Here is a 23,614-nt window from a genome sequence, read left to right as displayed (position 1 = left end):
TCGTCTGGCCGAGCTTCAATTTCAAGGGCTGCGGCCAGATCATCGGATTCGGGTCGGCGGTCCTGTTCAGCCAGCTCTTCTGGCTGGTGCAGAGTCAGTCGGATATTTTCATCGCCGGTGCGCGATTCGATGCGCACGCGCTCGGCCTTTATGCCGAGGCGCTGTTCCTAGCGCAGATCTTCATGGCAAAGTTCGTACCGCCGCTGAACGAGGTCGCCTTCCCCGCCTATGCGCGAATCAAGACCGACGCCGCCGCGGTGCGCTGGTCGTTCCTGAAGACGGTGCGCATATTGATGCTCGTGGCCGCGCCTTTCTATTGCGGGCTCGCCGTCGTCGCCGGGCCAATGATCGAAACCTTGTTCGGTACCAAGTGGCTGGGCATGGTGCCCTATATCCAGCTCATCTCGCTCGCGCTGATCCTGATGACGGTGCAGATTCTCTTTGCCCCCGTCACCAACGCGCTCGGCAAGCCGTCGATCTCGATGTTCACGGCGATGAGCGGCGCGATTCTCTTTCCCATCGCTTTCCTTGTCGGAGCGCAGTGGGGGCTGATCGGCATGGCGTGGGCGTGGCTGATCGCCGCGCCGCTGTTGCTGCTCGTCACCGCGCGCCTGTCGGCACCGCTGATCGGCGTCACCTTGTGGGATGTTGCGCGTGCGATGTTACCGGGACTCGCGCCCGCGCTGGTGATGGCGATCGGGGTAGGCTTCGCCGCCGAGGCGATCGCGCCGTTCGGCCTTGCGGCGCCGGTGCGACTCGCGGCGCTCGTCGGGCTCGGGGTCGCGCTCTATGGCGCGTTGCTGTGGATGCTCGAACGCGATGCGCTCGCCGAAGTGATCCGCCTTATATTGCGCCGCCAGCCGCCGGCCGCCGATGCGCCCGCTCAGGACGCTATATAGTCGCGCATCGCCGCGGCTTCGGCCTCGATCTTGTCGATACGATATTTGACGAGATCGCCGATCGACACGAATCCGACGAGTCGACCGCCGTCGACCACCGGCAGGTGGCGAATGCGGCGCTGCGTCATCTGCGACAGCGCCGCGATGACCGCGGTTCCCGAATCGCAGGTCACCGGCGTCTTGGTCATCACTTCGTCGAGCTGGCGGTCGAGCGCCTCGGGGCCATAGGAGGACATCAGCCGGACGAGGTCGCGTTCGGAGAATATGCCGACGATCGCCTCGCCCTCCATCACCGGGACCGCGCCGATGCGGTGCTGCGCAAGCAGGTCGAGCACCGCGCGAACGCTATCTTCCTTGCGCGCCGAAATGATCGCGCCCGTCCGCCCGTGAAGGATCGCTCCGATCGTCATGCCTGCCGCTCCCCATGTCGCTTCTGTCGAGGCAAAGCCTATCATGATTCGCGGCAAAGCCGAAACGCCCGGCCGCATTCCATTCGCGCTTGGCCTTGCCCGCGGGGTGGTCCATGGAGGCGCCCATGGTCAAACGCTCCCCGCTCGACGATGGCGACACGTCGAAAGTCGCCTGGGCCCGCTATCGCCGGCTGATGAAGGGCATGACGCTGGTTTCGCTGCTCGCCGTCGTCGGCGCACTCGGCTGGCTTCGATTCACGATGGGCGAGGCGCTGACCATCCACATGATGATCGCGACCGCCGCCGGGGTGGGCCTGTCGGTCCTGCTCGGCGCCGCGTTGATGGGGCTTGTCTTCCTGTCGAGCGGCAGCGGCCATGACGAAGCGATCGAAGACCCCTTCGAAGACGATCCGGATATGAACCATGACCGATAACAAGCCAGATTGCCCGCGCGACCCGATCCTGCGCGTCGTGCCGCGCCCCGCCGACATCAATGCCAACGGCCATATCTTCGGCGGCTGGGTATTGAGCCAGATGGATATCGCGGGCGGGATCGTCGCCGGGCGCGAGGCGCAGGGCGCGGTCGCGACGGTGGCGATCGAGTCGATGGAGTTCATCGCGCCGATCCTGCTGCGCGATATCATCTCGGTCTATGCGACGCTCGAACGGCGTGGGCGGACCTCGATGGGTATTCGAATCGAGGTGATCGCGACGCGCGATGGTGGCCGAACCGAGGAGAAGGTGACCGGCGGGCTGTTCACCTTCGTCGCGCTCGACGAGAATCACCGGCCCCGGCCGCTGCCGTCAGCCTGACGCGAATCATCGGGGCGTATCAGTCGCCCTTCAGTTTCTGGCGGAAGGTCTGGGCAAGACTATCGTTCGCGGGGACGCGAACGCGCCAGACCCAGCTCGACCCGCGCCGCTCCCAGCCCGCAGGAGTCGGATCGAGCGCGAAGGGAATCAGCATTTCGACCTCGGCATCGAAAGGCCGGGCGTTGGTCAGCGTGACCTGCCACAGGCGATAGTCGGGGTTCGGGTCGTTCTGGACCGCGACCTTATACTGGACCGCGGGGCTTGAGCCGATGTCATAGTCGACGCGCTCGTCCTTTGCCTTGTCGCCGATCCGCGCCTCGCCGACGAGCAGGCGGCGGCCACCGATCGTTTCGAATACCGTCGCCATGCCCGCGGGCAGCGCGAGTCCCAGCCCGTCCGATTCGCGATTCTGTGCCCGCAGCCGCATCGTCAGTGGCTGCGGCCTCCCGTCACCGAAATTATAGAGCGTCGCCGCATAAAGTTGTTCGACCGCGACCTTGTCCTTCGCGAGCAGCGCGACCTGCTTCTGCCCCTTTGCCGACACGTCGACGCGGAACGGGACGCGATAGAATTTGAGGTCGCCCAGATCCTCGGCGGGAGGGGGCGGCGGTGCCGGCGGCGGGGGCGGCGGCGGCGGCGGCGGTGCCATCGCCATCGCGCGCCGTTCGAGCCGGTTGCCCGTCACGACGACTTCCTCGGCCATTCTGCCGTCGTAATTCTGTTCGATCTCGATGATCGGCGGCAATTCCCATAAGGGATGCGTGCTCGTGATATCCATCGGCCAGCATTTCAGCACCAGCGGCCCCGGCGTACTGCGCGGCAGCGGCGGGCTGTACATCTTGTTGAGCCGCCCCGCGATGACATTGAGCTGCGCCCCCGGAAAGCTCGTCACGCCGCCATTGGCGACGGTGATCCAGCCGGTCAGCCCCAGCGTCTTTCCGTCGGCGCCGCGGTCGGCGACATAGTTGGCGGCCCAGTCGAACCCTTCGGCGAGGTAGAGGAGCTGCACCTTCACCGTCCGCGCCGCCTTGCTTTCGACGAGCACCGACAGGGTCGGCTTGGCGGACAAATCCTTGGGCACGCGGGCGTAGAGCATGCGTTCGGGCAACCCCGAGCAGGCGAGCGCCTCGATCCCCGCCGCTGTTTGCAGGATGACCCCGCCGTTCGGTCCCGACTGGATCACCGCTTCCTGTTCGACGACCTTTCCGGTGGCGCGGTTCGTGCGGCGCAGCGTCACGCTGCGCTTGAGATAGGCATCGACCAGCCCCGCGGGCGACAGCAGCCGTGCATCGCGATTCTTTTCGACCACACCGTCGGGCAGCCCGCTGACCACCGCGGTTTCGGGGAGCAGCCCTTCGGCCACGCCCTCGAATCGCAGGATCGACGTCCCCGCCGGCAAGGTAACGGTGCGCGTTTCGGTGATGAAGGCGAAACCCTGCGGCCAGTTCGGATTGATCGGCCCGCTCCCGCGCGACGGCGCACGATAGACGGTGACCGCGGCGTCGTCGATCTTCGCCGAAACGGTGACCGGCGCCGCGGCCTGCGCGAGCAAGGGCGCGGGCGCGAGCAGCGCCGCGACCCACATCAACAGGGGCCAGGCCCGCATCGCGTGGATCTCAGTAACGCGAATCGAATGTGACGGTCAGGTCGACCTTGCCGTTCGCGGGCACCGGCACCTGCCATTCCATGCGATCGGCCGAAATACGCTCGCCCTTCAGGCTTTCGTCGCTAATCCGCACGTCGCCATAGAGGCCGTCCTGCGCGAGCAGCACCGTCACCGGCGCCGGGCGAGCGTTGCTCACCGTATATTTCATCTTCGTCACCCAGCGCGAATCGCCCTTGCGCGTGCGCGAGACGACGGTCGGCTGGACCTTGACGTCGAACGCGTCGCCGGTGCGCAGCGACATCGCCGAACCCATCGGCGTATGGCCGATCTGGTTCTCGCCGATGAATTGCGGGTCGCCGCGCGCGTCGCGCATATAGACGCGGATCGTGCCCGCCGGGAGCTGGTCGCCGAGCCCGCCTTGGCGCGAGGTCGAGAAGCGCAGCACGCTCGCGGTGCTCACCGGCTCGGTGTTGCTGCCGAGCCAGCGATTGACATATTCATAGGTCGAGCGCGCGGGTGCGCCCTTCACGTCGAGGAAGCTCACCTGTTTCTGCTGCGCGTTGGCGATCGTCGTGCGCTGCGCGAGCGGATAGAGATAATAGTCGCCGAGCCGTTCGCGATCGTTCGATTCGGTGCCCGCCGAATCCATCGCGCCCGTCATCTGGCGAAACCCGCCGCCCCCGCCTGGATTGCCCGCGACGAGCAGGGTGCGCGCATTGGCGAAGGTCGTGCCGGTGCTGTTGGTGAGCGTCACCCACCCCTGGATATCCATCGCGCCCTTCGCGGCGTCGAACAGCGCGACATAGTCGGCGGTCCAGCCGAGGTTGGGGGTGAGGTAGGACAGCCGCGCCGGGACCGTCCCGGCATTGGCGGCATCGACGGTGACCGACAGCGTCGGCCGCGCGCGCAGATTGGGGGGCAGCCGGTCGAACACCGCGCGCACCGGCAGGCCGTCGTCGCGAAGCACCTCGATCCGCTCGCCGATCTGGAGCACGATGCCGCCGTTCGCCGCGAGCACCTTCGCACGCTCGGTGCGTTCGGCGCCGGTCGCCGGATTGGTGCGGACGAGGGTAATCGACTGGCCGACCGCCTTGTCCATCAGCTTGTCGGGGGTGAGCAGGTCGAAATCGAAATTCTGTTCGACGATGCCGATGCCGGGGCCCGAGAGCGTCACCGTTTCGGGACGGATACGCGCCGATACATCGGGGAACTCGATTCGGTTGCGTCCAGCGGCGACGCTGAGCTGGCGGTCGTCCTGCACCAGCGACTGGCCATTATTATAGATGGTGACGGCGACATCGCCCTGCGCGTTGCCGGACGCGGCCTCCTGCGCCAGAACCGAAGAAGACATCCCGCCGACGAGCAACGGCAAAGCGGCCAAGGCCAACACGCGCATAAAAAAACCTCCCCGCAGGATATGTCCCGCGGGGAGGCTATGTCATGCGAATCGGAAAAACCAGTGTGAAAACGCTAGCTTATTCGGCCGCTTCGACGTCGGTATTGCGCGTTGCCAGCGTGCGGCGCGTACGCCGCGGCTTGGCGGCGGGCGCTTCGCCCTCGGCATCGCCTTCGGCGCTGCGTTCGGGGCGGCCAATCGCAGGCGGCAAAACGGCGGTGTCGATCCCGGCATCGCCATTGTCGACGCTATCGTCCTGACGCGGGCGGCGAGCCGGACGGCGCGCGGGACGCGGAGCGGGTTCCTGCTCGGCGGCTTCTTCACGCACGGCGGGGGCTTCGCTACGGTCGTCGCGGGTTTCGTCTTCGTCGCGATTGCGCGCCGGGCGGCTGCGCGCCGGCTGGCGGTTGCCGCGATTGTCATCGTCGCGATTGCCGCGCGGTTCGCGATTGCCGCGATTGTCGTCGTCACGATTGCCGCGGTTGTCGCGCTGGCCACGGTCGTTCCGCTCATTGCGGTCGCTACGATCGGTCCGCTCGCCGCGGTCGTCGCCATTGTCACCGTCGCCCGCGCCGGTGTCGGCTTCGAAATCGCTGTCGGTATCGTCATGGCCGTCGAAATCCTCGACGCCGCGAATTTCACGCTGGCGCTCGTGGCCACGGTCCTGCCCGTTCTGGGCGTTCTTTTCTTCCTGCCGTGCGCGAAAATCGCTCACGACGCGGAAATAATGGTCGGCGAACTGCAGATAATATTCGGTCTGGACCCGGTCGCCCGCAAGCTGCGCGTCGCGCGCAAGGTTGCGATATTTTTCGATCATCTGGGCGCCGTTGCCGCGCGCCCGGCTGTCGATGCGGTTGGCCTGGTCGACCCCGCCGCGACCGCCCGATTGCGACCGATTGTTATTATTGTTGCTGTTGTTGTTGCGGCCGCGACGGCGACCGCTTTGCCGGTTGTTCATGTTCAACTGAGACATCCTGTCGAATAAGCTAATAAGCTACGCCAACCCCTTTTGGCCGATCGCGCCATATGCGCGTCGCGCCCGCGCCTCCAAGCGCGGTTCCCTTTACCGCTTGCGCCGAACCCCACGGTCCGCACCAGCATCGTAAGTGGGAAGCAGGCCAGCCGGACCAATTAAGGTATCCCGGTCGGGCCTGTGAGCCGCCCCTACCGCGCTTTGCGGCGGAAACCAAGCGAATTCTTGTGCGGGTGTCAGGCGCGGGTCAGCAAAAGCGCCCTGTCGCGGCCGCCGAGATCCTGTCTGCAGGCGACCGAAAACCCCGCCGCTTCGGCGAGCTCACGAACCAACATATGCTGCCGATGCCCGATTTCAAGGATGGCAGCCCCGCCGGGCGCCAGAAGGCGCGGCAAATCGGGGATAATTCGGCGATAATCGTCGAGCCCGTCCGCCCCGGCGAACAGCGCGCCGGCAGGCTCATGGTCGGCGACATCGGGCATCAGAACTTCGCTGTCGGCGATATAGGGCGGATTGCACAGGATGAGGTCGAATTGGCCCTCGAGACCGACCGCCCAGTCGCCCGCCCGAAAATGCGCGCGGTCGCCCATGCCGAGATCATCGGCGTTCCTTTCGGCCCAATCGACCGCCTTTCCGGATTCGTCGATGCCCACGCCGTACGCTTCCGGCCATTCGGCGAGCGCCGCCAAGAGCAATGTTCCGGGACCGGAACCAAGGTCGAGCACCCGCTTCGGCCCGCCTTCGCCGAAATGGCCGACCGCGGCCTCGATCAGCGTCTCGCTGTCGGGACGCGGGATCAGCGTTCCGGGTCCGACCGCCAGCCGGATCGTCCAGAAATCCCGATATCCAACGATATAGGCGACAGGTTCGTGTGCCATCCGTCGTTCGACCAGCGACACGAAATCCGCGGGCACCGCATGACGCGAGGGATCGAGCAGCAGCGTCGGCCGCTCGATACCCAACGCATGCGCCATCAGAAGTTCGGCGTCGAGCCGCGGCGTGTCCGACACGCCTTCCAGCCGCTGCGCCGCCTCGCGCAGCGCGGCGGCGACTTCAGTCACCCAACCCCGCCAGTCGCTGCGCCTGATCCTCGGCAATCAGCGCATCGATCAGCTCGTCCATCTGCCCTTCGATAATCTCGGGCAGGCGGTGGAGCGTCAGGTTGATGCGGTGATCGGTCACGCGCCCCTGCGGGAAATTATAGGTGCGGATGCGTTCGGACCGGTCGCCCGACCCGACCATCGACTTGCGCGCCGACGCCTCGGCGCTGTGAATCTTCTCGCGCTCGAGGTCATAGAGCCGCGCGCGCAGCACCTGCATCGCCTTCGCCCTGTTCTTGTGCTGGCTGCGCTGGTCCTGCTGGATCACGACGAGCCCGCTCGGGATATGCGTAATGCGGATCGCCGAATCGGTCGTGTTGACGTGCTGGCCGCCGGCGCCCGACGCGCGATAGATGTCGATCTTGAGGTCACTGTCGTTGATCGCGACGTCGACTTCCTCGGCCTCGGGCAGCACCGCGACAGTCGCGGCGCTGGTGTGGATGCGCCCCTGGCTTTCGGTCGCGGGGACGCGCTGGACGCGGTGGACGCCGCTTTCGAACTTCAGCTTCGCGAACACGCCCTGCCCCGTCACCGACGCGACGACTTCCTTGTACCCGCCGACCTCGGTCTCGTTCGCCGAAATCACCTCGACCTTCCAGCCCTGTCCGTCGGCATAGCGGCTGTACATGCGCAGCAGGTCGCCCGCGAACAGCGCCGCCTCATCGCCGCCGGTGCCCGCGCGGATTTCGAGCATCGCGGCGCGTTCGTCGGCAACGTCCTTCGGCAGCAGCTTGATCGCAAGGTCATGCTCGGCGGTGGGAAGCGCATCCTCGATCGCGGCGATCTCCTCGGCCGCCATCGCCTTCATTTCGGGGTCGGCGAGCATCTCGTTCAGCGAAACGAGTTCGCCGCGCAACCGCACGACTTCGCGCGCCGCGATGGCGACGGGTTCGAGCTCGGCAAACTCCTTCGACGCCGCGACGAAATCGGCGGGCGCCATATCGCCCGTCGCCATGCGCGCCTGCAGCGCGGCGTGACGTTCGATGATGGCGTCGATCTGCTTGGAAGAAACCTGTGCCATCAGAGCGCGCGGACGACCGCCTCGGCTTGCTTCGCCCGGTCGCTATCGCCGCGGACATTGATATGGAGACCGCCGTCGCGCGTGCCGACCGACACCAGCGCGTGCGCGGGAATCTTCGCCGCCTTGTCGAAGCGCTTGCGCGGCGAACCGCTCGCCACGATTTCGGCCGCAAAGCCGCCGTTGCGGAGTGCCGCCAAGGCCTTCATCGCGAGCGCGAGCTGGCTATCGTCCTCGACCGCGATCACGGCGTCGAGCCGGTTGTCGATGACATCGTCGGCCAGCAGCATCGCGAGCCGCTCGATCCCCGCTGCCCAGCCGACCGCCGGGGTGGGCGGACCGCCGAGATTCTCGATCAGCCCGTCATAACGTCCGCCGCCGAGCACCGTGCCCTGCGCGCCCAGCCGGTCGGTGACGAATTCGAACGCGGTGTGGCGATAATAGTCGAGCCCGCGCACGAGCCGCGCGTTGCGCTCCCAAGCGACGCCCGCGGCGTCGAGGCCCGCGGTCACTGCGCCGAAGAAATCCTGCGCTTCGCCGGTGAGAAACGCGTCGATATCGGGCGCGCTGTCGGCGATCGGGCGGTCCTTCGGATCCTTGCTGTCGAGGATGCGCAGCGGATTCTTGTCGAGCCGCGCGAGGCTGTCCTCCGACAGCTCACCGCGATGCGCTTCGAAATGCTCGACGAGTGCGGCGCGCCAGGCGTCGCGGCTTTCGGCATCGCCGAGCGTGTTAAGCGTCAGCGTCACGCCTTCCGATATGCCGAACTCTTTCAGGAGCTGGTCGGCAAAGACGAGCAGTTCGGCATCCGCGAGCGGGCTGCCGCTGCCGAGCACTTCGGCGTCGAGCTGGTGGAACTGGCGATAGCGCCCCTTTTGCGGACGTTCGTAGCGGAACAAGGGCCCGTGCGTCGCGACCTTCAGCGGCGCGAACTGCTGCCAGCCGTTGGTGATATAGGCGCGCGCGATTCCCGCGGTGAATTCGGGGCGCAGCGTGACCGATTCGCCGCCGCGATCGTCGAACGAATACATTTCCTTCGACACGACGTCGGTGGTCTCGCCAAGCGAGCGCGCGAACACCGCGGTCGGCTCGATCACCGGCACCTCGATGCGCTTGTAGCCATAGAGGCGGCGCACGCGTTCGAATGTCTCGACGACATGCGCAAAACGGTCGGCGAAATCGCCGAGCATGTCCTGGGTGCCGCGCACGGCCTGCGGCGTCGGGATCTTCGCGGATTTGTCCTTGCTCATGCGCCGCGCGTCTAATGGTTTTTCGTCGAAAGGCAAAGCGCGCTTGCAGAGGCGTCGCTGGACCTTCGCAGCATTTGGCGGCAGAGAAGCGTCATGAAAAAAGCACTGTTCGTCGCAGCGGCCGTCATCGTCGCCCCCATCGTCTTTTCGCCCGCCATCGCCCAGGACGGCAACAGCCGCCCGCAGCCGGTCGTCCAGCCGCACACCATCCCGCTGCCGTCCGACAAGTCCTATCCGGGTACGATGATATTGAAGGTCGATGCGACCGACTTTGCGCGCGGCATCTTTCACGTCCGCCAGACGATCCCCGTCGCCCGATCGGGCAAGCTGACCTTGCTCTATCCCGAATGGCTACCCGGCAAGCACGCACCGCGCGGCGCGATCGCCGAAATGGCGGGCTTCCGGCCCAGCGCGGGCGGCAAGCCGCTATCCTGGACGCGCCAGCCGACCGACGTCTACGCCTTTGACATCGACGTGCCCGCGGGCACGAAAAGCATCGACGTCGCCTTCGACTTTCTCTCGCCCACACGGACGAGCGAAGGCCGCGTCGTCGTCACGCCGTCGATGATGAACCTGCAATGGGAACAGGTGAGCCTCTATCCGGCGGGCTATTTCACCCGCAATATTCCGGTGCAGCTCGAAGTCACGCTGCCCGACGGCTGGACCGGCGCGTCGGCGCTCGACGGGCTCAAGGTTTCGGGCAACCGCTACAGCTTCGCGCCCACCAATTACGAGGTGCTCGTCGACAGTCCGATGTTCGCCGGCAAATATTTCCGCAAATGGGATCTCGGCAACAAGGTGACGCTCAACGTCGTCGCCGACGAGCCCAAATATCTCGAGGCCAGCCCCGATCATATCGCGCGCCACGCCGCGCTCGTCTCCGAAGCGGTTGCCCTGTTCGGGGTGCGCCATTTCGACCGCTATGAATTCCTGCTCGCGCTGACCGACGAACTCGGCGGCATCGGGCTCGAACATCATCGCAGCAGCGAGAACAGCCGCAATCCCGACTATTTCACGAAATGGAACGACAATGACAGCGAGCGCGGGCTGCTCCCGCACGAACTGACGCACAGCTGGAACGGCAAATACCGCCGCCCCGACAAGATGTGGACGCCCGATTTCCGTACGCCGATGCAGGACAATCTGCTGTGGGTTTACGAAGGCCAGACGAGCTTCTGGGACCTCGTCCTCGCGGGACGGTCGGGGATGCAGTCGAAGGAGATGATCCTCGCCGAATGGGCGACGAACGCCGGCAACTACAGCGTCCAGCCGGGGCGGCTGTGGCGGTCGGTCGAGGACACGACGCTCGACCCGATCATCGCGGCGCGCAAGCCCAAGCCCTTCGCAAGCTGGTCGCGGAGCGAGGATTATTACAACGAAGGATCGCTCGTCTGGCTGGAGGCCGACATGCTGATTCGTCAGGCGACGAACAATGCGCGAAGTCTCGATGATTTCGCGCGCGCCTTTTTCGGCGGGCGCGAGGGCGACTGGGGGCAGGACACCTATGATTTCGACGATGTCGTCGCGGCGCTGAACGCCGTCCATCCCTATGACTGGGCCAATTTCCTGCGCGAACGACTCCAGGCCCCGGGGCGCCCCGCGCCCGTCGGCGGCATCGAGCGCGCGGGATACCGCCTCGTCTGGCGCGACGCGCCGAACGCCTATGACCGCGACCGCATGGCGCAGGCGAAAAACGCCGACCTGACGCATTCGCTGGGGATGTCGATCGACAAGGATGGCGTCGCAACGGGCATCCTGTGGGACGGTCCGGCGTTCAAGGCCGATATCATCAACGGCACCAAGATCGTGGCGGTCGAGGGGCTGAGCTACAGCCGTGAGCGGATCGAAAGCGCGATTCGCACGGCGACCGACGGCAAGACCCCGGTGCGCCTGCTCGTCGAACGCGGCGGCCGCTATCGCCAGATCGAGATCGCCTATCACGGCGGGCTGCGCTGGCCGCACCTCGAAAAAACCGCGAGCGGCCCCGACTGGTTCGACCGGCTGCTGACGCCGCGCCGCGCACTCTAGGCTCGGCTTACGCAAGCGCGAGGCGGCACCACCTCGACCGACGCCCTCGACTTTTGGCTCTTTGGGGCGCTAAAGGCGCGCGCGATTCAAAAACACAAAAGGATCTCCCATGCGTATCGACCTGATTCCCGCCGGCGACAGCCCGCCCGACAGCCTGAATGTCCTGATCGAAGTGCCGATCGGCGGCGAACCGGTGAAATATGAATTCGACAAGGCATCGGGCGCGCTGTTCGTCGACCGTTTCCTGCACACGCCGATGCGCTATCCCGCCAATTACGGCTTCGTTCCCCACACGTTGGGCGAAGACGGCGATCCCCTCGACGCGCTCGTCGTGGCGCGCTCGCCGATCGTCGCGGGCGCGGTGGTCAAATGCCGTCCGATCGGCGTGCTGATGATGGAAGACGATGCCGGCGGCGACGAGAAGCTGCTGTGCGTCCCCGTCAACAAGACCTTCCCCTATTACGACAAGGTCGCGAGCTACAAGGACATGCCCGAAATCGTGCTCCAGCAGATCGAGCATTTCTTCACCCACTATAAGGATCTCGAACCCGGCAAATGGGCGAAGCTCAACGGCTGGGGCGACGTCGACGACGCGAAGCGCATCATCGTCGAGTGCATCGAGCGCGCGAAGAAGGTCGGCTTCTAATTTACGTCGGCGGGCGCCGGGCCTTCGTCCGGCGCCCCGACGATCCGCACGTCGGTTCGCGGATAGGGGATACGAATCCCCGCTTCCTTGAAGCGGTCCCAGATCCCCAGAAACACCTCGCCCTGGATGTTGCCGAGCCCCGCCTCGGGATCCGAAATCCAGTAGCGCAGTTCGTGCTCGACCGCGCGCTCGCCGAACGCCGTGATCCATACGGCCGGTTCGGGTTCGTTGAGGATGCGGGGATTTTCCTTCGCGGTTTCGGCGATCAATCGCTGCGCGAGGCGCAGGTCGCAGTCATATCCGACCGGGATGCGCATCCGCACACGCACCTCGGGGCTTGCGTAGCTCCAGTTCTCGACCGGCTGCGTCATCAGAAGCTCGTTCGGGATCAGATGCTTCTTGCCGTCGCGCGTGATGACGTTGACCGCGCGCACGCCGATCTTGGCGACGCGCCCGACATTGGGCACCCCGCCCGGCAGCGCGGAACCGCCCATCGAACTGCCGTCGCCGACGACAATGATGTCGCCCGGCTTGATCGATCGGTCCATCAGCAGGATGATCCCGGCGATCAGGTTGCCCACGGTTTTCTGGAGGCCGAAGCCGATGGCGAGGCCGGCGGCGCCCGAAAAGACCGCAAGCGCGGTGAGGTCGATACCGAGGAGGTCGATGCCGAACAGCAGCGCAAAGACGAACAGCGCGATCGCGATCAGCTTTTCGGCGAGCAGCCGCTGCGTCGCATCGATTTGGGTGTTGCGACGGAGGAGCCATTTGATCGAGCGCAGGATGACGCGCACCGACAGGTACAGCAGCACCGCGACGACAATCGTCGAGAACAGCCCGTAAAGCGACAGGCGGTACGAACCCACATCGATCCCGATCGCCTTCAGCACCTCGATTGTGCGGAGGACGCCGTCGGGCAGCCCGTCCATGCGGCTCATCCCGCCATCGCGGCAAAGCCGCGTTCGAGATCGGCGATCAGGTCGGCGGCATCCTCAAGCCCGATCGACAGACGGACGAGCGGGTCGGCCTCGGTCCACGCGGCCGCGGTGCGAATCGACGCCGGATCGCTCGGCACGACAAGGCTTTCATAACCGCCCCAGCTGAAGCCGATGCCGAAATGCGTCAGCGAATCGATAAAGCGCGTCCGCGCCGCCTCGTCGACGCCCTGCAGCGTGAAGCCGAACAGCCCGCTGGTACCGGTAAAATCGCGCGCCCAGATCGCATGGCCCCGATCGCCGGGCAGCGCGGGGTGGAGCACGCGGCCGACCTCGGGGCGCGCTGCGAGCCAGTTCGCGACCGCGAGGCCGCTCTCGCCATGCCGCTGCATCCGCACGTCGAGCGTGCGCAGCCCGCGCAGCATCAGCGCGCAATCGTCGGGCGAAACCGCCTGCCCGAGCTGATAGGACGCGCTCCGGAGCTTGGGCCACACCGCCCTGGTCGCAGTCAGCGAGCCCATCATCGCGTCGCTGTGCCCGCCGACATATTTGGTGAGGCTCATCATCGTCACGTCGACGCCATGCGCGAGCGCCGGGAACAGCAACGGCGTCGCCCAGGTATTGTCGAGCATCGTCAGCACGCCCCGCGCCCGCGCGATTGCCGTGATCGCGGGAATATCCTGCACCTCGAAGGTCAGGCTGCCCGGCGATTCGAGAAAGATCAGCTTCGTTTCGGGCCGAATCAGGTCGCCGATCCCGCCGCCGACGAGCGGGTCATAATAGGTCGTCTCGACGCCCAGCCGCGCAAGCATCCCGTTGCAGAAGGCGCGCGTCGGTTCATAGGCGCTGTCGACCATCAACAAATGATCGCCCGGCGACAGCAGCGCGAGCAGGCCCGCCGAATTGGCGGCGACCCCCGACGGATAGAGCAAGGTGCCTTCGGCCCCCGGCTCCATTTCCGTCAACGCGTCGGCGAGCGCCCAGACGGTCGGGGTGCCGCGGCGGCCATAATAGAGTTTGTCGTGCGTCGCGTGACCGCGCGCCTTCAGGTCGGCGATATTGTCGTAAAGAATCGTCGAGGCACGCCACACGGGCGGGTTGACGACCCCGCCGCCGAGGCGCGGATCGCCGGTCCATTCGGGCCGCCGTCCGCCCTGCACGAGTTTCGTTGCAAGGCGAAGGCTGTCGCTGTCCTTGTCGCTCGAACCAGCCACTGCGCGGATCAGGCCGCGCCGGTGGCCTTGGGCGTCGCCGGATCGGCGCCCCATTCGATCCAGCTGCCGTCGTAGACCGCGACATCGTCCTTGCCGAGCAGGTGCGCGCCGAATGCGACGACGGTCGCGGTCATGCCGCTGCCGCAGGTCGTGACGAGCGGCTTGTCGAGGTCGACCCCGGCGGCGTCGAAGACGGCCTTGAGTTCGTCACCCTGTTTCCAGGTGCCGTCGGCGTTGAACAGCTGGCTGTGCGGCAGGCTGCGCGAGGCCGGGATATGGCCGGGAGCAAGGCCGGGACGCGGATCGCGTTCCTCGCCGGTAAAGCGCGCGGCGGGACGGGCGTCGACGACCTGTTCGGCGCCGCTGTCGACGTTCGCGAGCATCTGGTCCTTCGTGCGCACCGCCTTGGCATCGCGCCACACGGTGAAGTGGCGGTGGCGCAGCGTCTGCTTGCCCATTTCGAGCGCGCGGCCTTCGGCTTTCCACTTGGCGAGGCCGCCGTCGAGCAGCGCGACATCGTGCGCGCCAAACAGTTTGAGCAGCCACCAGGCACGCGCCGCGCTCTTCAGCGGACTGTCGTCGTAGAGCACGATGCGGCTGCCGTCGCCGAGGCCGAGCGACTGCATGCGGCTGGCGAATTTTTCGGCGGGCGGCGCCATATTGTCGACGGCGTTCGACGCGTCGGTCAGTTCGGCCAGGTCCATGAAGACCGCGCCGGGGATATGCCCCGCCTCATATTCGGCGCGCGCATCGCGGCCTGCGTCGGCAAGGAATTTCGTCGCATCGACGACCCGCAGGTCCGATGCCCCCAGTTCGCGTTCCAGCCAGTCGGTTGAGACCAAGGCGTCCATGTCATGCTCCTGTTGCGACCGTTCGGGAACATGTTTGCCTGTCCCTCGCCCGGCCATCCTGCTGTGGCTTCTGTCTTTCCGGGGAATAGTCAGCCTATGCCCCCACCTGTGCTTTTTCAAGCATGGTCAGTCCTGCCCCAGCCGATGCTGCACCGCAACAAAAAACCAGTGCCTTTTTGGGCCAGGTTACAAGCTGCGCTTGATCGCCGTCGCGCGCGCGCCGGGGCGATCGACGGCATAGGCGGCGCGGTCGAGCGGCAGCGGCGCCAGCTTTTCGCTGCCGCTCGCACCCTGTTCGCGGCCAAGAACGAAACTGCCGGCATTCTGGCCGAACGCCTCGCCCTCGCCGTCCCAATGATAGGTGACGTCGAATGCGATCACGGGGACCAGCATCGGCTTGCCACCGATCATCAGCGGCTCGATCGCCGCGCGCGGCAGCATGACTTCGGTCGACAATTCCTCGCCCGCGCCCGGCGCAAGCATAATGTCGTCGCGCAGGACGCTTCCGCCCGCGCCATCGAAAAAGCGGCCGAGCACCGCTTCGGGCATCGCCGACCCCTGGTTCAGCGCGATGCGGACCATCAGCCCGGTGGCGGCCACCGTGCCCTGGTTGAGGAGGTTGAGCGCAAAACCCACCGCGACATGATCGGCGGCGAAGCGGATGCTGCGAATGTCGAGCGCCATGCCGACGACCGCGCGCTTCTCCCCCGCCGGACGGGTGACGAGCGGCGATGCCGCGCGCGGTTCGAGCGGCGTGACGGGCGCGGGCTGCGGCGGCGCCGGGCGCGCCGGTGCGGCGGGCTTCGGCGCGGCGGCGCGCGTTGCGGGCGCCGGGGCGGCGGGACGCGGTGCTTCGTCCGCTTCGTCAATCGATGGGCCGGCCAAGGCCGAACGGCGGCGCCAGTACCAGTAACCCGCGCCGAGCGCGGCCAGCGCGGCGAGCGCCCAGGCCCAGATCGGCGTGCCCGACGGCGCGCTTGCAGGCGCGGCGGCGGCCAGCGTGTCGTCGGAAGCAGCCACGGGCGGCGCTTCGGTCGCGGGGGATGCGGCCGGAGCCACCGTCTCCGGCGGCGGCAGCGCGGGGTTACCGGTCGTGACGGGCGCAGCCTGTGTCGCGGCGTCGGGCGATGCCGGGCGCGGCGTTGCCGGCGTATCGCGGCGTGCAGGGGCCGGAGCGGGCGTCGTCGCCGTCACCGGCTGCGTGGGGGTCACGCGCGGCGGCGTCGCGGGCTGGATCGGTGCCGGCGCGGGCGTCGGGGTGGGCTGGCCGCGCCGTTCGCCGGGCGCGACCGGCGGCAAACCATTGTCCGACGGCCCCTGTACGCCGGGCGCGCGGTTGTCGTCGGTGGGCGGCGGCAGGCGGAAGTCGAGCGGGCGTGACGAAGAGGGCGCGGGCGTATCCTGCGCGAACGCGGGCGCCGCACCCGCCAGCAACAGCGCGAGTGCCATCAGCGGCGACGCCGCCCTGCCTGCCTGCCCCATCTTCCTCTTGATCATTCTGTTTCCGCGATCCCGAACCATGAATCCTGGTCCGGCGCCGCTGAATTGGCGCTGAACCCGGCCGCGCCGCCCAACGAGGTCGGTGACATCGGCTGCGCTGCGCACTAGAGGCTTTCCATGACCGATTCCAGCCCCACACCGCTCGCGCCGAAACATCTCGGCCAATCGAGCGAACTTCCTGCCGCGCCCGAAGCCGCGGTGCTCGACTATGTCCCCAATCCGCGCGCCGGCGATCTCTATCTCGTTCGCTTCGCCGCGCCCGAATTCACCTCGCTCTGTCCGGTGACCGGCCAGCCCGATTTCGCGCATCTCGTGATCGATTATGCCCCCGGCGAAACGATCGTCGAATCGAAGAGCTTGAAGCTCTTCCTCGGGTCTTTCCGCAACCATGCGGGTTTCCACGAGGATTGCACCGTCGGAATCGGCCGCCGGCTGTTCGACGAGATGCAGCCGCGCTGGCTGCGCATCGGCGGTTACTGGTATCCGCGCGGCGGCATTCCGATCGACGTTTTCTGGCAATCGGGCGCGCCCCCCGAGGGATTGTGGCTTCCCGATCAGGGGGTCGCCCCCTATCGCGGGCGCGGCTGAAAGATTCATCTTTCCGTCACAAAATATTGACATTAGTGTCAGCGATATGACCGCAGCCTCGCTTCCGCACGACCACGACATCAAAGTCGGCGCCGACCAGATCGATTTCATGGGGCATGTCAACAACGCCCATTACCTGAGCTGGGTGCAGGAAGCGGTGCTCGCGCACTGGCGGCATATCGCGCCGCCCGACGCGGTTGCGGCGCATCTGTGGGTCGCACTGAAGCACGAGATCACCTATCGCCGTCCGGCGTTTCTCGACGATCAGGTCATCGCGACCGTCATCCTCGAAAAAGTGCAGGGCGCGCGCGCCTTTTACGAGACGATCATCAAGCGCGGCGAGGAGGTGCTCGCCGAAGTGAAGTCGAGCTGGTGTTGCATCGACGCCGAAACGATGCGACCCGCACGGCTTGCGAGCGATGTCATCGCGCGCTTTTTCCCGGGCGAAAAGGCGTAAGCGAAAGGCGCCTCCGCGTCGGGAGGGCGCCGTTCCGCAGCATTCTCGAACTTACGGGCTAACCGGGTCGTCGTCGCCATCGTCATCGACGAGCAGCCAGATGCCGCCACCGATGATCGCAAGGCCGAGCACGATCGCGATCCAGCTTGCGCCTTCGAGTTCATTCTGCCCTTCGGTAATCGATACAGCGCTAGCATCCCCCATGGTCGGCGCGGCCAAGGCAGCCACCGGCGAGAGGGTCATCGAAGTCGCGGCGATTGAAACCGCGGCCTTTTTCCAAAGATTCATGACGAAGTCCTTTCAGCAAGCCGCCGGGAAACGCGGCGAACGCGGACTTTGTTCCATTTTTTGCGGGCGGTACGCCGCGCGTGATGACCGGCGTATCGCCTATGCCGCCTCGAACCGGATCGGCAGGCGTTTGAGCCCGCCGACGAAAACCGATTCGACGCGCGCCGGCGCGCCCGCGAGGTCGAGGCTTTTAAGCCGGGGCAGCAACTCTTCCATCAATATGCGCATCTCCATCCGCGCGAGATGCTGGCCGAGGCAGACATGCGCGCCGAAGCCGAACGCGATCTGCTGGTTCTTTTCGCGATCGGGATCGAAGGCGAAGGGATCGCCAAACACGTCCTCGTCGCGGTTGCCCGAAACATAGTTGAGCATCAGCCAGTCGCCTTCGCGGATCGTCTGTCCGCCGATTTCCACATCTTGCCTGGCGCTGCGCATGAAATGCTGGACCGGGGTGGTCCAGCGAATCGCTTCCTCGATCAGCCCCGCCTTGTCGCTTGTCGCGCTGCGAAAGCGCTCGAACAGCGCGGGATTCTTCGCGAGTTCCATGATCGCACCCGCTGTCGACGCACTCGTCGTATCGTGCCCCGCGGTCGCGATGATCATATAATAGCCGGCGAGTTCGCGGTCGGGGATCTGTTCGCCGCCGACCATGGCGTTCGCAATGACCGTCGCGATGTCTTCGCGCGGGTTGGCGCGGCGATCGGCGGTGAGCGTACCGAAATAATTTTCGAAATCGGCGATGACATAGTTGAGCATCGCGATCGCCTGCTCGGCGCTGGTGATCGCCTCGCGGCTGCGGTTCAGTTCGGGGTCGGTCGGGCCGAACAATTGCTGCGTCAGCATCAGCATCCGCGGCTCGTCTTCGGGTGGGACGCCCAATATGTCCATGATGACGCGCAGCGGATAATGCGCCGCGACGTCGCGCGCGAAATCGCATGTCCCGCCCGTCTCGAGCATATGATCGACCGTCTCGCGCGCGATCTGGCGGATGCGCTCTTCGACGATCTTCAGATTCTTGGGCATGAACCAGCTCTGCGTCAGCAGCCGGTATTTCATATGATCGGGCGCATCCATCTGGACCAGCGAACGGATCAGATGCCCGTCATTGTTCGGCGTCGCCGCGCGGGCCAGCGCCTCGCCGTCGCGATTGGTCAGCACCGTCGGCCGGATGCCGTTCGCAAAGCGCTGCGGATCGCGGCTGATCGCCATGATGTCGGCGTGCCGCGTGACGAGCCAGAAGGGGTCGTGATCGTGATTCTCCGCGATACCAAGCGGCACATTGGCGCGCGCCCAGGCAAGCTGTTCGTGCAGCGGATCCCATGCGCCGTAGGCGGCGGGATTGACGACAGCGGCGGCGACCTCTCCGGGCAATATAGGTTTTGTCATGAAACGAAGCTGCCGCAATTCGGCGCCCGAGTCGAGCCGTCAGAAACAGCAGTTCAGACCGCCGTCGCGGGGTCGGGCAGCGCCGCCTGCCATTCGGCACGCGCCCGGCGAATCATCGCCTTCAGCGCCTCGGCCTGCCCGGCCCAGGCGGCGGCGCATTCGCTCGTCCACGCCGCGCCGGCCGCCACGCCCAGTTCGGCGACCGTCATGTCGATGAAGGCGTCATATTCGGCGATCGGCAGCGGTCCATAGGCACGGTGGGTATGCACCAGCTCGGTGACCAGCGGCCACACCCAGCTTTCGCCTTTGGCCAGACCGTACATCATCTGCAACGTCTCGTCGGTCATCCGACGCGACGAGGCGTCGACGACCATGAAACTCGCGCGTCGTTCGGGATAGGCGGCGAAGAAGCGGTCGAACAGCGCGTGGCGGATATCGATACCCGCGTCGGCGACGGCGGCAAGGCTCGCCTCCATCGCCGGGGCGCCGGTCATTTGAACAGGCTGCCCAATATGCCCCGCATCAGCTGGCCGCCGAACTTGCCCGCGACCTGCCGGCCGAGGCTCGTCGCCGCCGAGCGCGCCGCAGATTGCACCATCTTGTCGGTGAAACTCGGCTTCGCCGCCTCGCGCGCCGCCGCCTTTTCGAGCCGCAGCCGCTCTTTCTCCTCGGCGACTTTGCGCTTCGCCTCTTCCTTCGCGGCGATCGCCGCCTGCTTGTCGGCCTCGACCTGCGCCTTCGCCTCGACCGCGGCCGCCTGTGCCTGCTCGGCTTTGGCGGCGAGCAGTTCCTCGGCGCTCTCGCGATTGACCGGCGTGTCATATTTGTCGGCGACAGGCGAGATCGACTTGATAATCGCGCGTTCCTTGGCGTCGAGCGGGCCGGCGCGCGAACAGGGCGGCTTGATCAAGGTGCGTTCGACGGGCGACGGCGCGCCATCGGCCATCAGCAACGAGACCAGCGCCTCGCCGACCTTGAGTTCGGTAATCTCGCGCGCGACGTCGACCTTGGGGTTGGGGCGGAAGGTTTCGGCGGCGGCCTTCACCGCTTTCTGGTCGCGCGGGGTGAAGGCGCGCAGCGCGTGCTGGACGCGGTTGCCGAGCTGGCCCGCCACATCCTCGGGAATGTCGATCGGGTTTTGCGTGACGAAATAGACGCCGACGCCCTTCGAGCGAATCAGGCGCACGACCTGTTCGATCTTGTCGGTCAGCGCCGGCGGGGCGTCGTCGAACAGCAGATGCGCCTCGTCGAAGAAGAAGACGAGCTTCGGCTTGTCGGGGTCGCCGACCTCGGGAAGCGTCTCGAACATCTCCGACAGCAGCCAGAGCAGGAAGGTCGCATAAAGCTTCGGGCTCGCCATCAGCTTGTCGGCGGCGAGGATATTCACATAGCCGCGGCCGCTCTCGTCGGTGCGGATCATGTCTTGGATATCGAGCGCGGGCTCGCCGAAGAAATGGTCGCCGCCCTGGCTTTCGAGGGTGAGCAGCTGGCGCTGGATCGTGCCGACGGTGGCCTTCGACACATTGCCATATTTTGTGGTGAGCTCGTCGGCATTTTCGGCGCACCAGGCGAGCATCGCCTGCAGGTCGCCGAGGTCGAGCAGCAGCAGATTCTGTTCGTCGGCGACGCGGAAGGCGATCGCGAGCACGCCCTCCTGCACTTCGTTGAGCCCCATCAGCCGCGCGAGCAGCAGCGGCCCCATTTCCGAAATCGTCGTGCGGATGGGATGCCCCTGCTCGCCGAACAGGTCCCAGAAGATCACCGGATTGTCACGATACGCCCAGTCGCTGTCACCGATCTCGGCGGCGCGCGCGGCGAAAATCTCGTGCGTCTTTGCGGTCGGGCTGCCCGCCATCGCCATGCCGGCAAGGTCACCCTTCACATCGGCGACAAAGACCGGGACGCCAACGGCCGAAAACCCTTCGGCGAGTCCCTGCAAGGTCACCGTCTTGCCGGTGCCGGTGGCGCCCGCGATCAGCCCGTGGCGGTTCGCACGCTTCAGCACGAGCGACTGGCGCGGACCGTCCGCCGCTCCGCCGCCGCCGAGGCCGATATAGATTTCGCTTGCCGTGCTGCCGTCGCTCACCCGTTGTCCTCCATTGATAGTCCGGAGGAGGTTAGAGCGGAGGGGCAGGTCAGGCAATCGGCAAACAGGCCAGCGACCGGAAGCGGACCTCTCCATCATCGTCACCCCGGATCAAGTCCGGGATGACGAGAGACGGTGAGTGAACGACCGCTCTCCGCCCCAAAGTCGACAGGCCTCAGGCGGTTCACCCCATGATGAAGGCGTTGAGCTTGTTGCCGTCGGGATCGCGGAAATAGCCAGCGTAGAATCCCTCGCCGCGCGGTCCCGGGGGGCCTTCGCACGTCCCACCGTTGGCCAGAGCGATGTCATAGAGGCGGTGGACCTGGTCCTTGTCCTTCGCCTGCAGCGCGACCATCACGCCGTTACCGACAGTCGCATCGTTGCCGTCGAACGGCTTGGTCAGCCCGATCCCCGCGCCGCCGTCGGGCTTGCCCCATGCGATGAAGGTTTCATATTCCATCATCCGCGGCGTTTCGAGTTCGGCGGCGATCGCGTCATAGAAGGCGGCCGCCTTCGCCAGATCCTTCGTCCCCAGCGTCACATAGCCAATCATCATCATTCTCCCGACTCGATGTTATGCGAACATAATATGAACATCGGCAACGGCGCGCAAATGAAAAGGGCGCCGGACCCGAAGGTCGCGGCGCCCCTGTCCCGGCCGGAAAGGGCCGGAGCTTATTTCACGCGGATCGCGACAAAAGCCGACGGGCCGCCGCGACGCAGGATTTCGAGCAGGACCGCATCGCGGCCCGCCTTCTTCGCATCGGCAACCGCCTTGGCCAGCGCCTCGGCCGTCGTCACCGGCGTCCGGTTCGCGCTGAGGATCACGTCGCCGCGGCGCAGGCCCTTGCGGCCCGCGTCGCTGCTCGCCGACGCGGCGCCGATCACGAGACCCTTGGTCCCGGCATCGACACCCACCGCGCGTGCGATATCGGGGGTCACCGCCTGCACCGACAGGCCGAGTTCGTTCTGGATCGCCTTGTCGGCGGCGCCGGTCGCATCTTCGGGTTCGGCCTGTTCAGCCTCGGGATCGAAGTTGCTGCCCGCCAGTTCCTCTTCGGGCGGACGGGTGCCGACGAGCGTCTGGATCGTCATCGCCTTGCCGTCGCGGATGATTTCGAGCGGGATGCGCGTGCCCGGCTTGGTGTTCGACACGATGTACGACAAGGTCTGCTGCGGCGTGACGTCCTTACCGTTGACCTTGGTCACGACGTCGCCGCGCTTCAGCCCGGCCTTTTCGCCCGCCTGTCCGGGTTCGACGCGCTGGATGAACTCGCCGCGGTCCTTCGGCAGGCCGAGCGCCGCCGCCAGATCCTCGTCGACCGGCGCGATGCCGATACCCAGATAGCCGCGCTGGACTTTTTCGCCGGCGCGCAGTGCGTTGATCACCGGGATCGCCGCGTCGGCGGGGATGGCGAAATTGACGCCGATGTTCGCGCCGACGGGCGAGATCAGCATATTGTTGATGCCGACGACATTGCCCTGCAGGTCGAACAGCGGGCCACCCGAATTGCCGCGGTTGATCGCGGTATCGGTCTGGATATAGCGGTCATAGGCGCCGCCCTGCCCGATGTTGCGCTGCACCGCCGAGATGATGCCCGCGGTCACCGTCGAACCGAGACCGAGCGGGTTGCCGATCGCCACCACCCAGTCGCCGACGCGCGCGGTGCTGCTGTCGGCGAACTTCACGAACGGCAGGCCGCTCGCGTCGATCTTGAGCAGCGCAAGGTCGGACGCGACGTCGCGGCCGACGATCGTCGCCTTATATTCTTTCTGGTTGGTCAGCGTCACGGTAACCTGGTTGACGGCCTCGCCGCGCGGGCCGCCCGAAATGACGTGGTTGTTGGTGACGATATAGCCGTCGGCCGAGATCAGGAAGCCCGACCCGCCGCCCTGCTGCTCCTGCGTGATCGGCTCGCGCGTCCCGGCAAAGGGATTCAGCCGGACGCCAAGCGTGACCTCCTGCTTGGTCGAGATGTTGACCACCGCGGGCTGCAGCTGTTCGACGAGGTCGGCGAAGCTTTCGGGTGCACCCGAACGCGGCACGGCCTTGGCGATTTCGCTCTGTTCATTCTGCGCGACCTGCGCGCCGACGGGAGACTGGGTGACCAGCGCCAGCGCGGTGCCACCCGCCAGCAAGGCCGAAGTGATGCCATAAACATAACGCACG

Annotated in this window: 24 protein-coding genes (1 of these 24 cut by a window edge); 7 read left to right on the top strand and 17 right to left on the bottom strand. The window is 66.2% G+C overall.

The window, feature by feature from the left end:
- A protein-coding gene (locus tag ACIPPQ_RS01330) for a lipopolysaccharide biosynthesis protein (RefSeq protein WP_446542420.1) crosses the window boundary here: on the top strand, nucleotides 1-899 show its 3' portion. The gene continues 634 nt to the left of window position 1, outside the view; the window shows 899 of its 1,533 coding nt (coding positions 635-1,533); its start codon lies off the left edge, out of view; the stop codon is at nucleotides 897-899.
- Here the strand turns inward: ACIPPQ_RS01330 and ACIPPQ_RS01325 are convergent.
- Nucleotides 884-1,309: a CBS domain-containing protein gene (locus tag ACIPPQ_RS01325; protein WP_327451825.1), complete on the bottom strand. Its 426-nt coding sequence runs from the start codon at nucleotides 1,307-1,309 to the stop codon at nucleotides 884-886. The genes ACIPPQ_RS01330 and ACIPPQ_RS01325 overlap by 16 nt on opposite strands.
- A 125-nt stretch (nucleotides 1,310-1,434) precedes the next feature.
- On the opposite strand from ACIPPQ_RS01325, the gene ACIPPQ_RS01320 reads away from it, so the two are divergent.
- A complete protein-coding gene (locus ACIPPQ_RS01320) occupies nucleotides 1,435-1,743 on the top strand; it encodes a hypothetical protein (RefSeq protein ID WP_446542419.1) in 309 nt (102 codons plus the stop codon).
- Complete coding sequence (locus ACIPPQ_RS01315; protein ID WP_446542418.1) at nucleotides 1,733-2,122, top strand: acyl-CoA thioesterase; 390 nt, start codon at nucleotides 1,733-1,735, stop codon at nucleotides 2,120-2,122. The genes ACIPPQ_RS01320 and ACIPPQ_RS01315 overlap by 11 nt, the downstream gene beginning before the upstream one ends.
- Before the next feature lie 19 nt (nucleotides 2,123-2,141).
- Here ACIPPQ_RS01315 and ACIPPQ_RS01310 read toward each other — a convergent pair whose 3' ends face one another.
- From ACIPPQ_RS01310 to hisS, 6 genes are all read right to left on the bottom strand, one after another.
- Nucleotides 2,142-3,728: a DUF4139 domain-containing protein gene (locus ACIPPQ_RS01310; protein WP_446542417.1), complete on the bottom strand. Its 1,587-nt coding sequence runs from the start codon at nucleotides 3,726-3,728 to the stop codon at nucleotides 2,142-2,144.
- A 10-nt stretch (nucleotides 3,729-3,738) separates the two neighbouring features.
- Nucleotides 3,739-5,124 carry a DUF4139 domain-containing protein gene (locus tag ACIPPQ_RS01305; RefSeq protein ID WP_446542416.1) on the bottom strand — a complete coding sequence of 462 codons (1,386 nt, stop codon included), beginning with the start codon at nucleotides 5,122-5,124 and terminating at the stop codon, nucleotides 3,739-3,741.
- Between the two features lie 79 nt (nucleotides 5,125-5,203).
- Nucleotides 5,204-6,082 (bottom strand): DUF4167 domain-containing protein, encoded by an 879-nt coding sequence (locus tag ACIPPQ_RS01300; RefSeq protein ID WP_446543091.1) that lies wholly within the window; start codon nucleotides 6,080-6,082, stop codon nucleotides 5,204-5,206.
- Between the two features lie 251 nt (nucleotides 6,083-6,333).
- Nucleotides 6,334-7,158 (bottom strand): peptide chain release factor N(5)-glutamine methyltransferase, encoded by an 825-nt coding sequence (gene prmC / locus ACIPPQ_RS01295; protein ID WP_446542415.1) that lies wholly within the window; start codon nucleotides 7,156-7,158, stop codon nucleotides 6,334-6,336.
- Nucleotides 7,151-8,218: a peptide chain release factor 1 gene (gene prfA / locus ACIPPQ_RS01290; RefSeq protein ID WP_446542414.1), complete on the bottom strand. Its 1,068-nt coding sequence runs from the start codon at nucleotides 8,216-8,218 to the stop codon at nucleotides 7,151-7,153. Before prfA ends, prmC begins: the two co-directional genes overlap by 8 nt.
- Entirely contained in the window at nucleotides 8,218-9,465 is a 1,248-nt protein-coding gene (gene hisS, locus ACIPPQ_RS01285; RefSeq protein WP_446542413.1) for a histidine--tRNA ligase, read from the bottom strand. Before hisS ends, prfA begins: the two co-directional genes overlap by 1 nt.
- A gap of 93 nt (nucleotides 9,466-9,558) precedes the next feature.
- Here hisS and ACIPPQ_RS01280 point away from each other — a divergent pair, with 93 nt between their 5' ends.
- Nucleotides 9,559-11,493, top strand: coding sequence for a M61 family metallopeptidase (locus tag ACIPPQ_RS01280; RefSeq protein ID WP_446542412.1), 1,935 nt, complete (start codon nucleotides 9,559-9,561; stop codon nucleotides 11,491-11,493).
- 109 nt (nucleotides 11,494-11,602) lie between these two features.
- Complete coding sequence (gene ppa / locus ACIPPQ_RS01275) at nucleotides 11,603-12,139, top strand: inorganic diphosphatase (RefSeq protein ID WP_327451835.1); 537 nt, start codon at nucleotides 11,603-11,605, stop codon at nucleotides 12,137-12,139.
- Here the strand turns inward: ppa and ACIPPQ_RS01270 are convergent.
- From ACIPPQ_RS01270 to ACIPPQ_RS01255, 4 genes are all read right to left on the bottom strand, one after another.
- Nucleotides 12,136-13,068, bottom strand: coding sequence for a mechanosensitive ion channel family protein (locus tag ACIPPQ_RS01270; protein ID WP_446542411.1), 933 nt, complete (start codon nucleotides 13,066-13,068; stop codon nucleotides 12,136-12,138). The genes ppa and ACIPPQ_RS01270 overlap by 4 nt on opposite strands.
- 5 nt (nucleotides 13,069-13,073) lie before the next feature.
- Complete coding sequence (gene metC, locus ACIPPQ_RS01265) at nucleotides 13,074-14,342, bottom strand: cystathionine beta-lyase (RefSeq protein WP_446542410.1); 1,269 nt, start codon at nucleotides 14,340-14,342, stop codon at nucleotides 13,074-13,076.
- The gene (gene sseA / locus ACIPPQ_RS01260; RefSeq protein ID WP_327451842.1) at nucleotides 14,297-15,139 is read right to left on the bottom strand and encodes a 3-mercaptopyruvate sulfurtransferase; all 843 of its coding nucleotides are present in this window, start codon (nucleotides 15,137-15,139) and stop codon (nucleotides 14,297-14,299) included. The genes metC and sseA overlap by 46 nt, the downstream gene beginning before the upstream one ends.
- Before the next feature lie 186 nt (nucleotides 15,140-15,325).
- Nucleotides 15,326-16,636, bottom strand: a complete 1,311-nt coding sequence (locus ACIPPQ_RS01255) for a hypothetical protein (RefSeq protein ID WP_446542409.1) — start codon at nucleotides 16,634-16,636, stop codon at nucleotides 15,326-15,328.
- A gap of 120 nt (nucleotides 16,637-16,756) precedes the next feature.
- Here ACIPPQ_RS01255 and queF point away from each other — a divergent pair, with 120 nt between their 5' ends.
- Nucleotides 16,757-17,227 (top strand): preQ(1) synthase, encoded by a 471-nt coding sequence (queF, locus tag ACIPPQ_RS01250; RefSeq protein WP_327451848.1) that lies wholly within the window; start codon nucleotides 16,757-16,759, stop codon nucleotides 17,225-17,227.
- A gap of 46 nt (nucleotides 17,228-17,273) precedes the next feature.
- Nucleotides 17,274-17,684 carry an acyl-CoA thioesterase gene (locus ACIPPQ_RS01245; RefSeq protein ID WP_327451850.1) on the top strand — a complete coding sequence of 137 codons (411 nt, stop codon included), beginning with the start codon at nucleotides 17,274-17,276 and terminating at the stop codon, nucleotides 17,682-17,684.
- A 51-nt stretch (nucleotides 17,685-17,735) separates the two neighbouring features.
- Here ACIPPQ_RS01245 and ACIPPQ_RS01240 read toward each other — a convergent pair whose 3' ends face one another.
- From ACIPPQ_RS01240 to ACIPPQ_RS01215, 6 genes are all read right to left on the bottom strand, one after another.
- A complete protein-coding gene (locus ACIPPQ_RS01240; protein ID WP_446542408.1) occupies nucleotides 17,736-17,972 on the bottom strand; it encodes a hypothetical protein in 237 nt (78 codons plus the stop codon).
- A 99-nt stretch (nucleotides 17,973-18,071) separates the two neighbouring features.
- Nucleotides 18,072-19,358, bottom strand: a complete 1,287-nt coding sequence (locus tag ACIPPQ_RS01235; RefSeq protein WP_446542407.1) for a cytochrome P450 — start codon at nucleotides 19,356-19,358, stop codon at nucleotides 18,072-18,074.
- 53 nt (nucleotides 19,359-19,411) lie between these two features.
- Complete coding sequence (locus ACIPPQ_RS01230; protein ID WP_446542406.1) at nucleotides 19,412-19,852, bottom strand: hypothetical protein; 441 nt, start codon at nucleotides 19,850-19,852, stop codon at nucleotides 19,412-19,414.
- The gene (locus tag ACIPPQ_RS01225) at nucleotides 19,849-21,444 is read right to left on the bottom strand and encodes a helicase HerA-like domain-containing protein (protein WP_446542405.1); all 1,596 of its coding nucleotides are present in this window, start codon (nucleotides 21,442-21,444) and stop codon (nucleotides 19,849-19,851) included. The genes ACIPPQ_RS01230 and ACIPPQ_RS01225 overlap by 4 nt, the downstream gene beginning before the upstream one ends.
- A 184-nt stretch (nucleotides 21,445-21,628) precedes the next feature.
- Nucleotides 21,629-21,997, bottom strand: coding sequence for a VOC family protein (locus ACIPPQ_RS01220; protein ID WP_446543090.1), 369 nt, complete (start codon nucleotides 21,995-21,997; stop codon nucleotides 21,629-21,631).
- A gap of 122 nt (nucleotides 21,998-22,119) precedes the next feature.
- The gene (locus tag ACIPPQ_RS01215; RefSeq protein WP_446542404.1) at nucleotides 22,120-23,613 is read right to left on the bottom strand and encodes a trypsin-like peptidase domain-containing protein; all 1,494 of its coding nucleotides are present in this window, start codon (nucleotides 23,611-23,613) and stop codon (nucleotides 22,120-22,122) included.
- Nucleotide 23,614 lies beyond the last annotated feature (1 nt).

The sequence above is a fragment of the Sphingopyxis sp. LARHCG72 genome (assembly GCF_052871675.1).
This window is presented reverse-complemented; position numbering and strand designations above follow the sequence as displayed.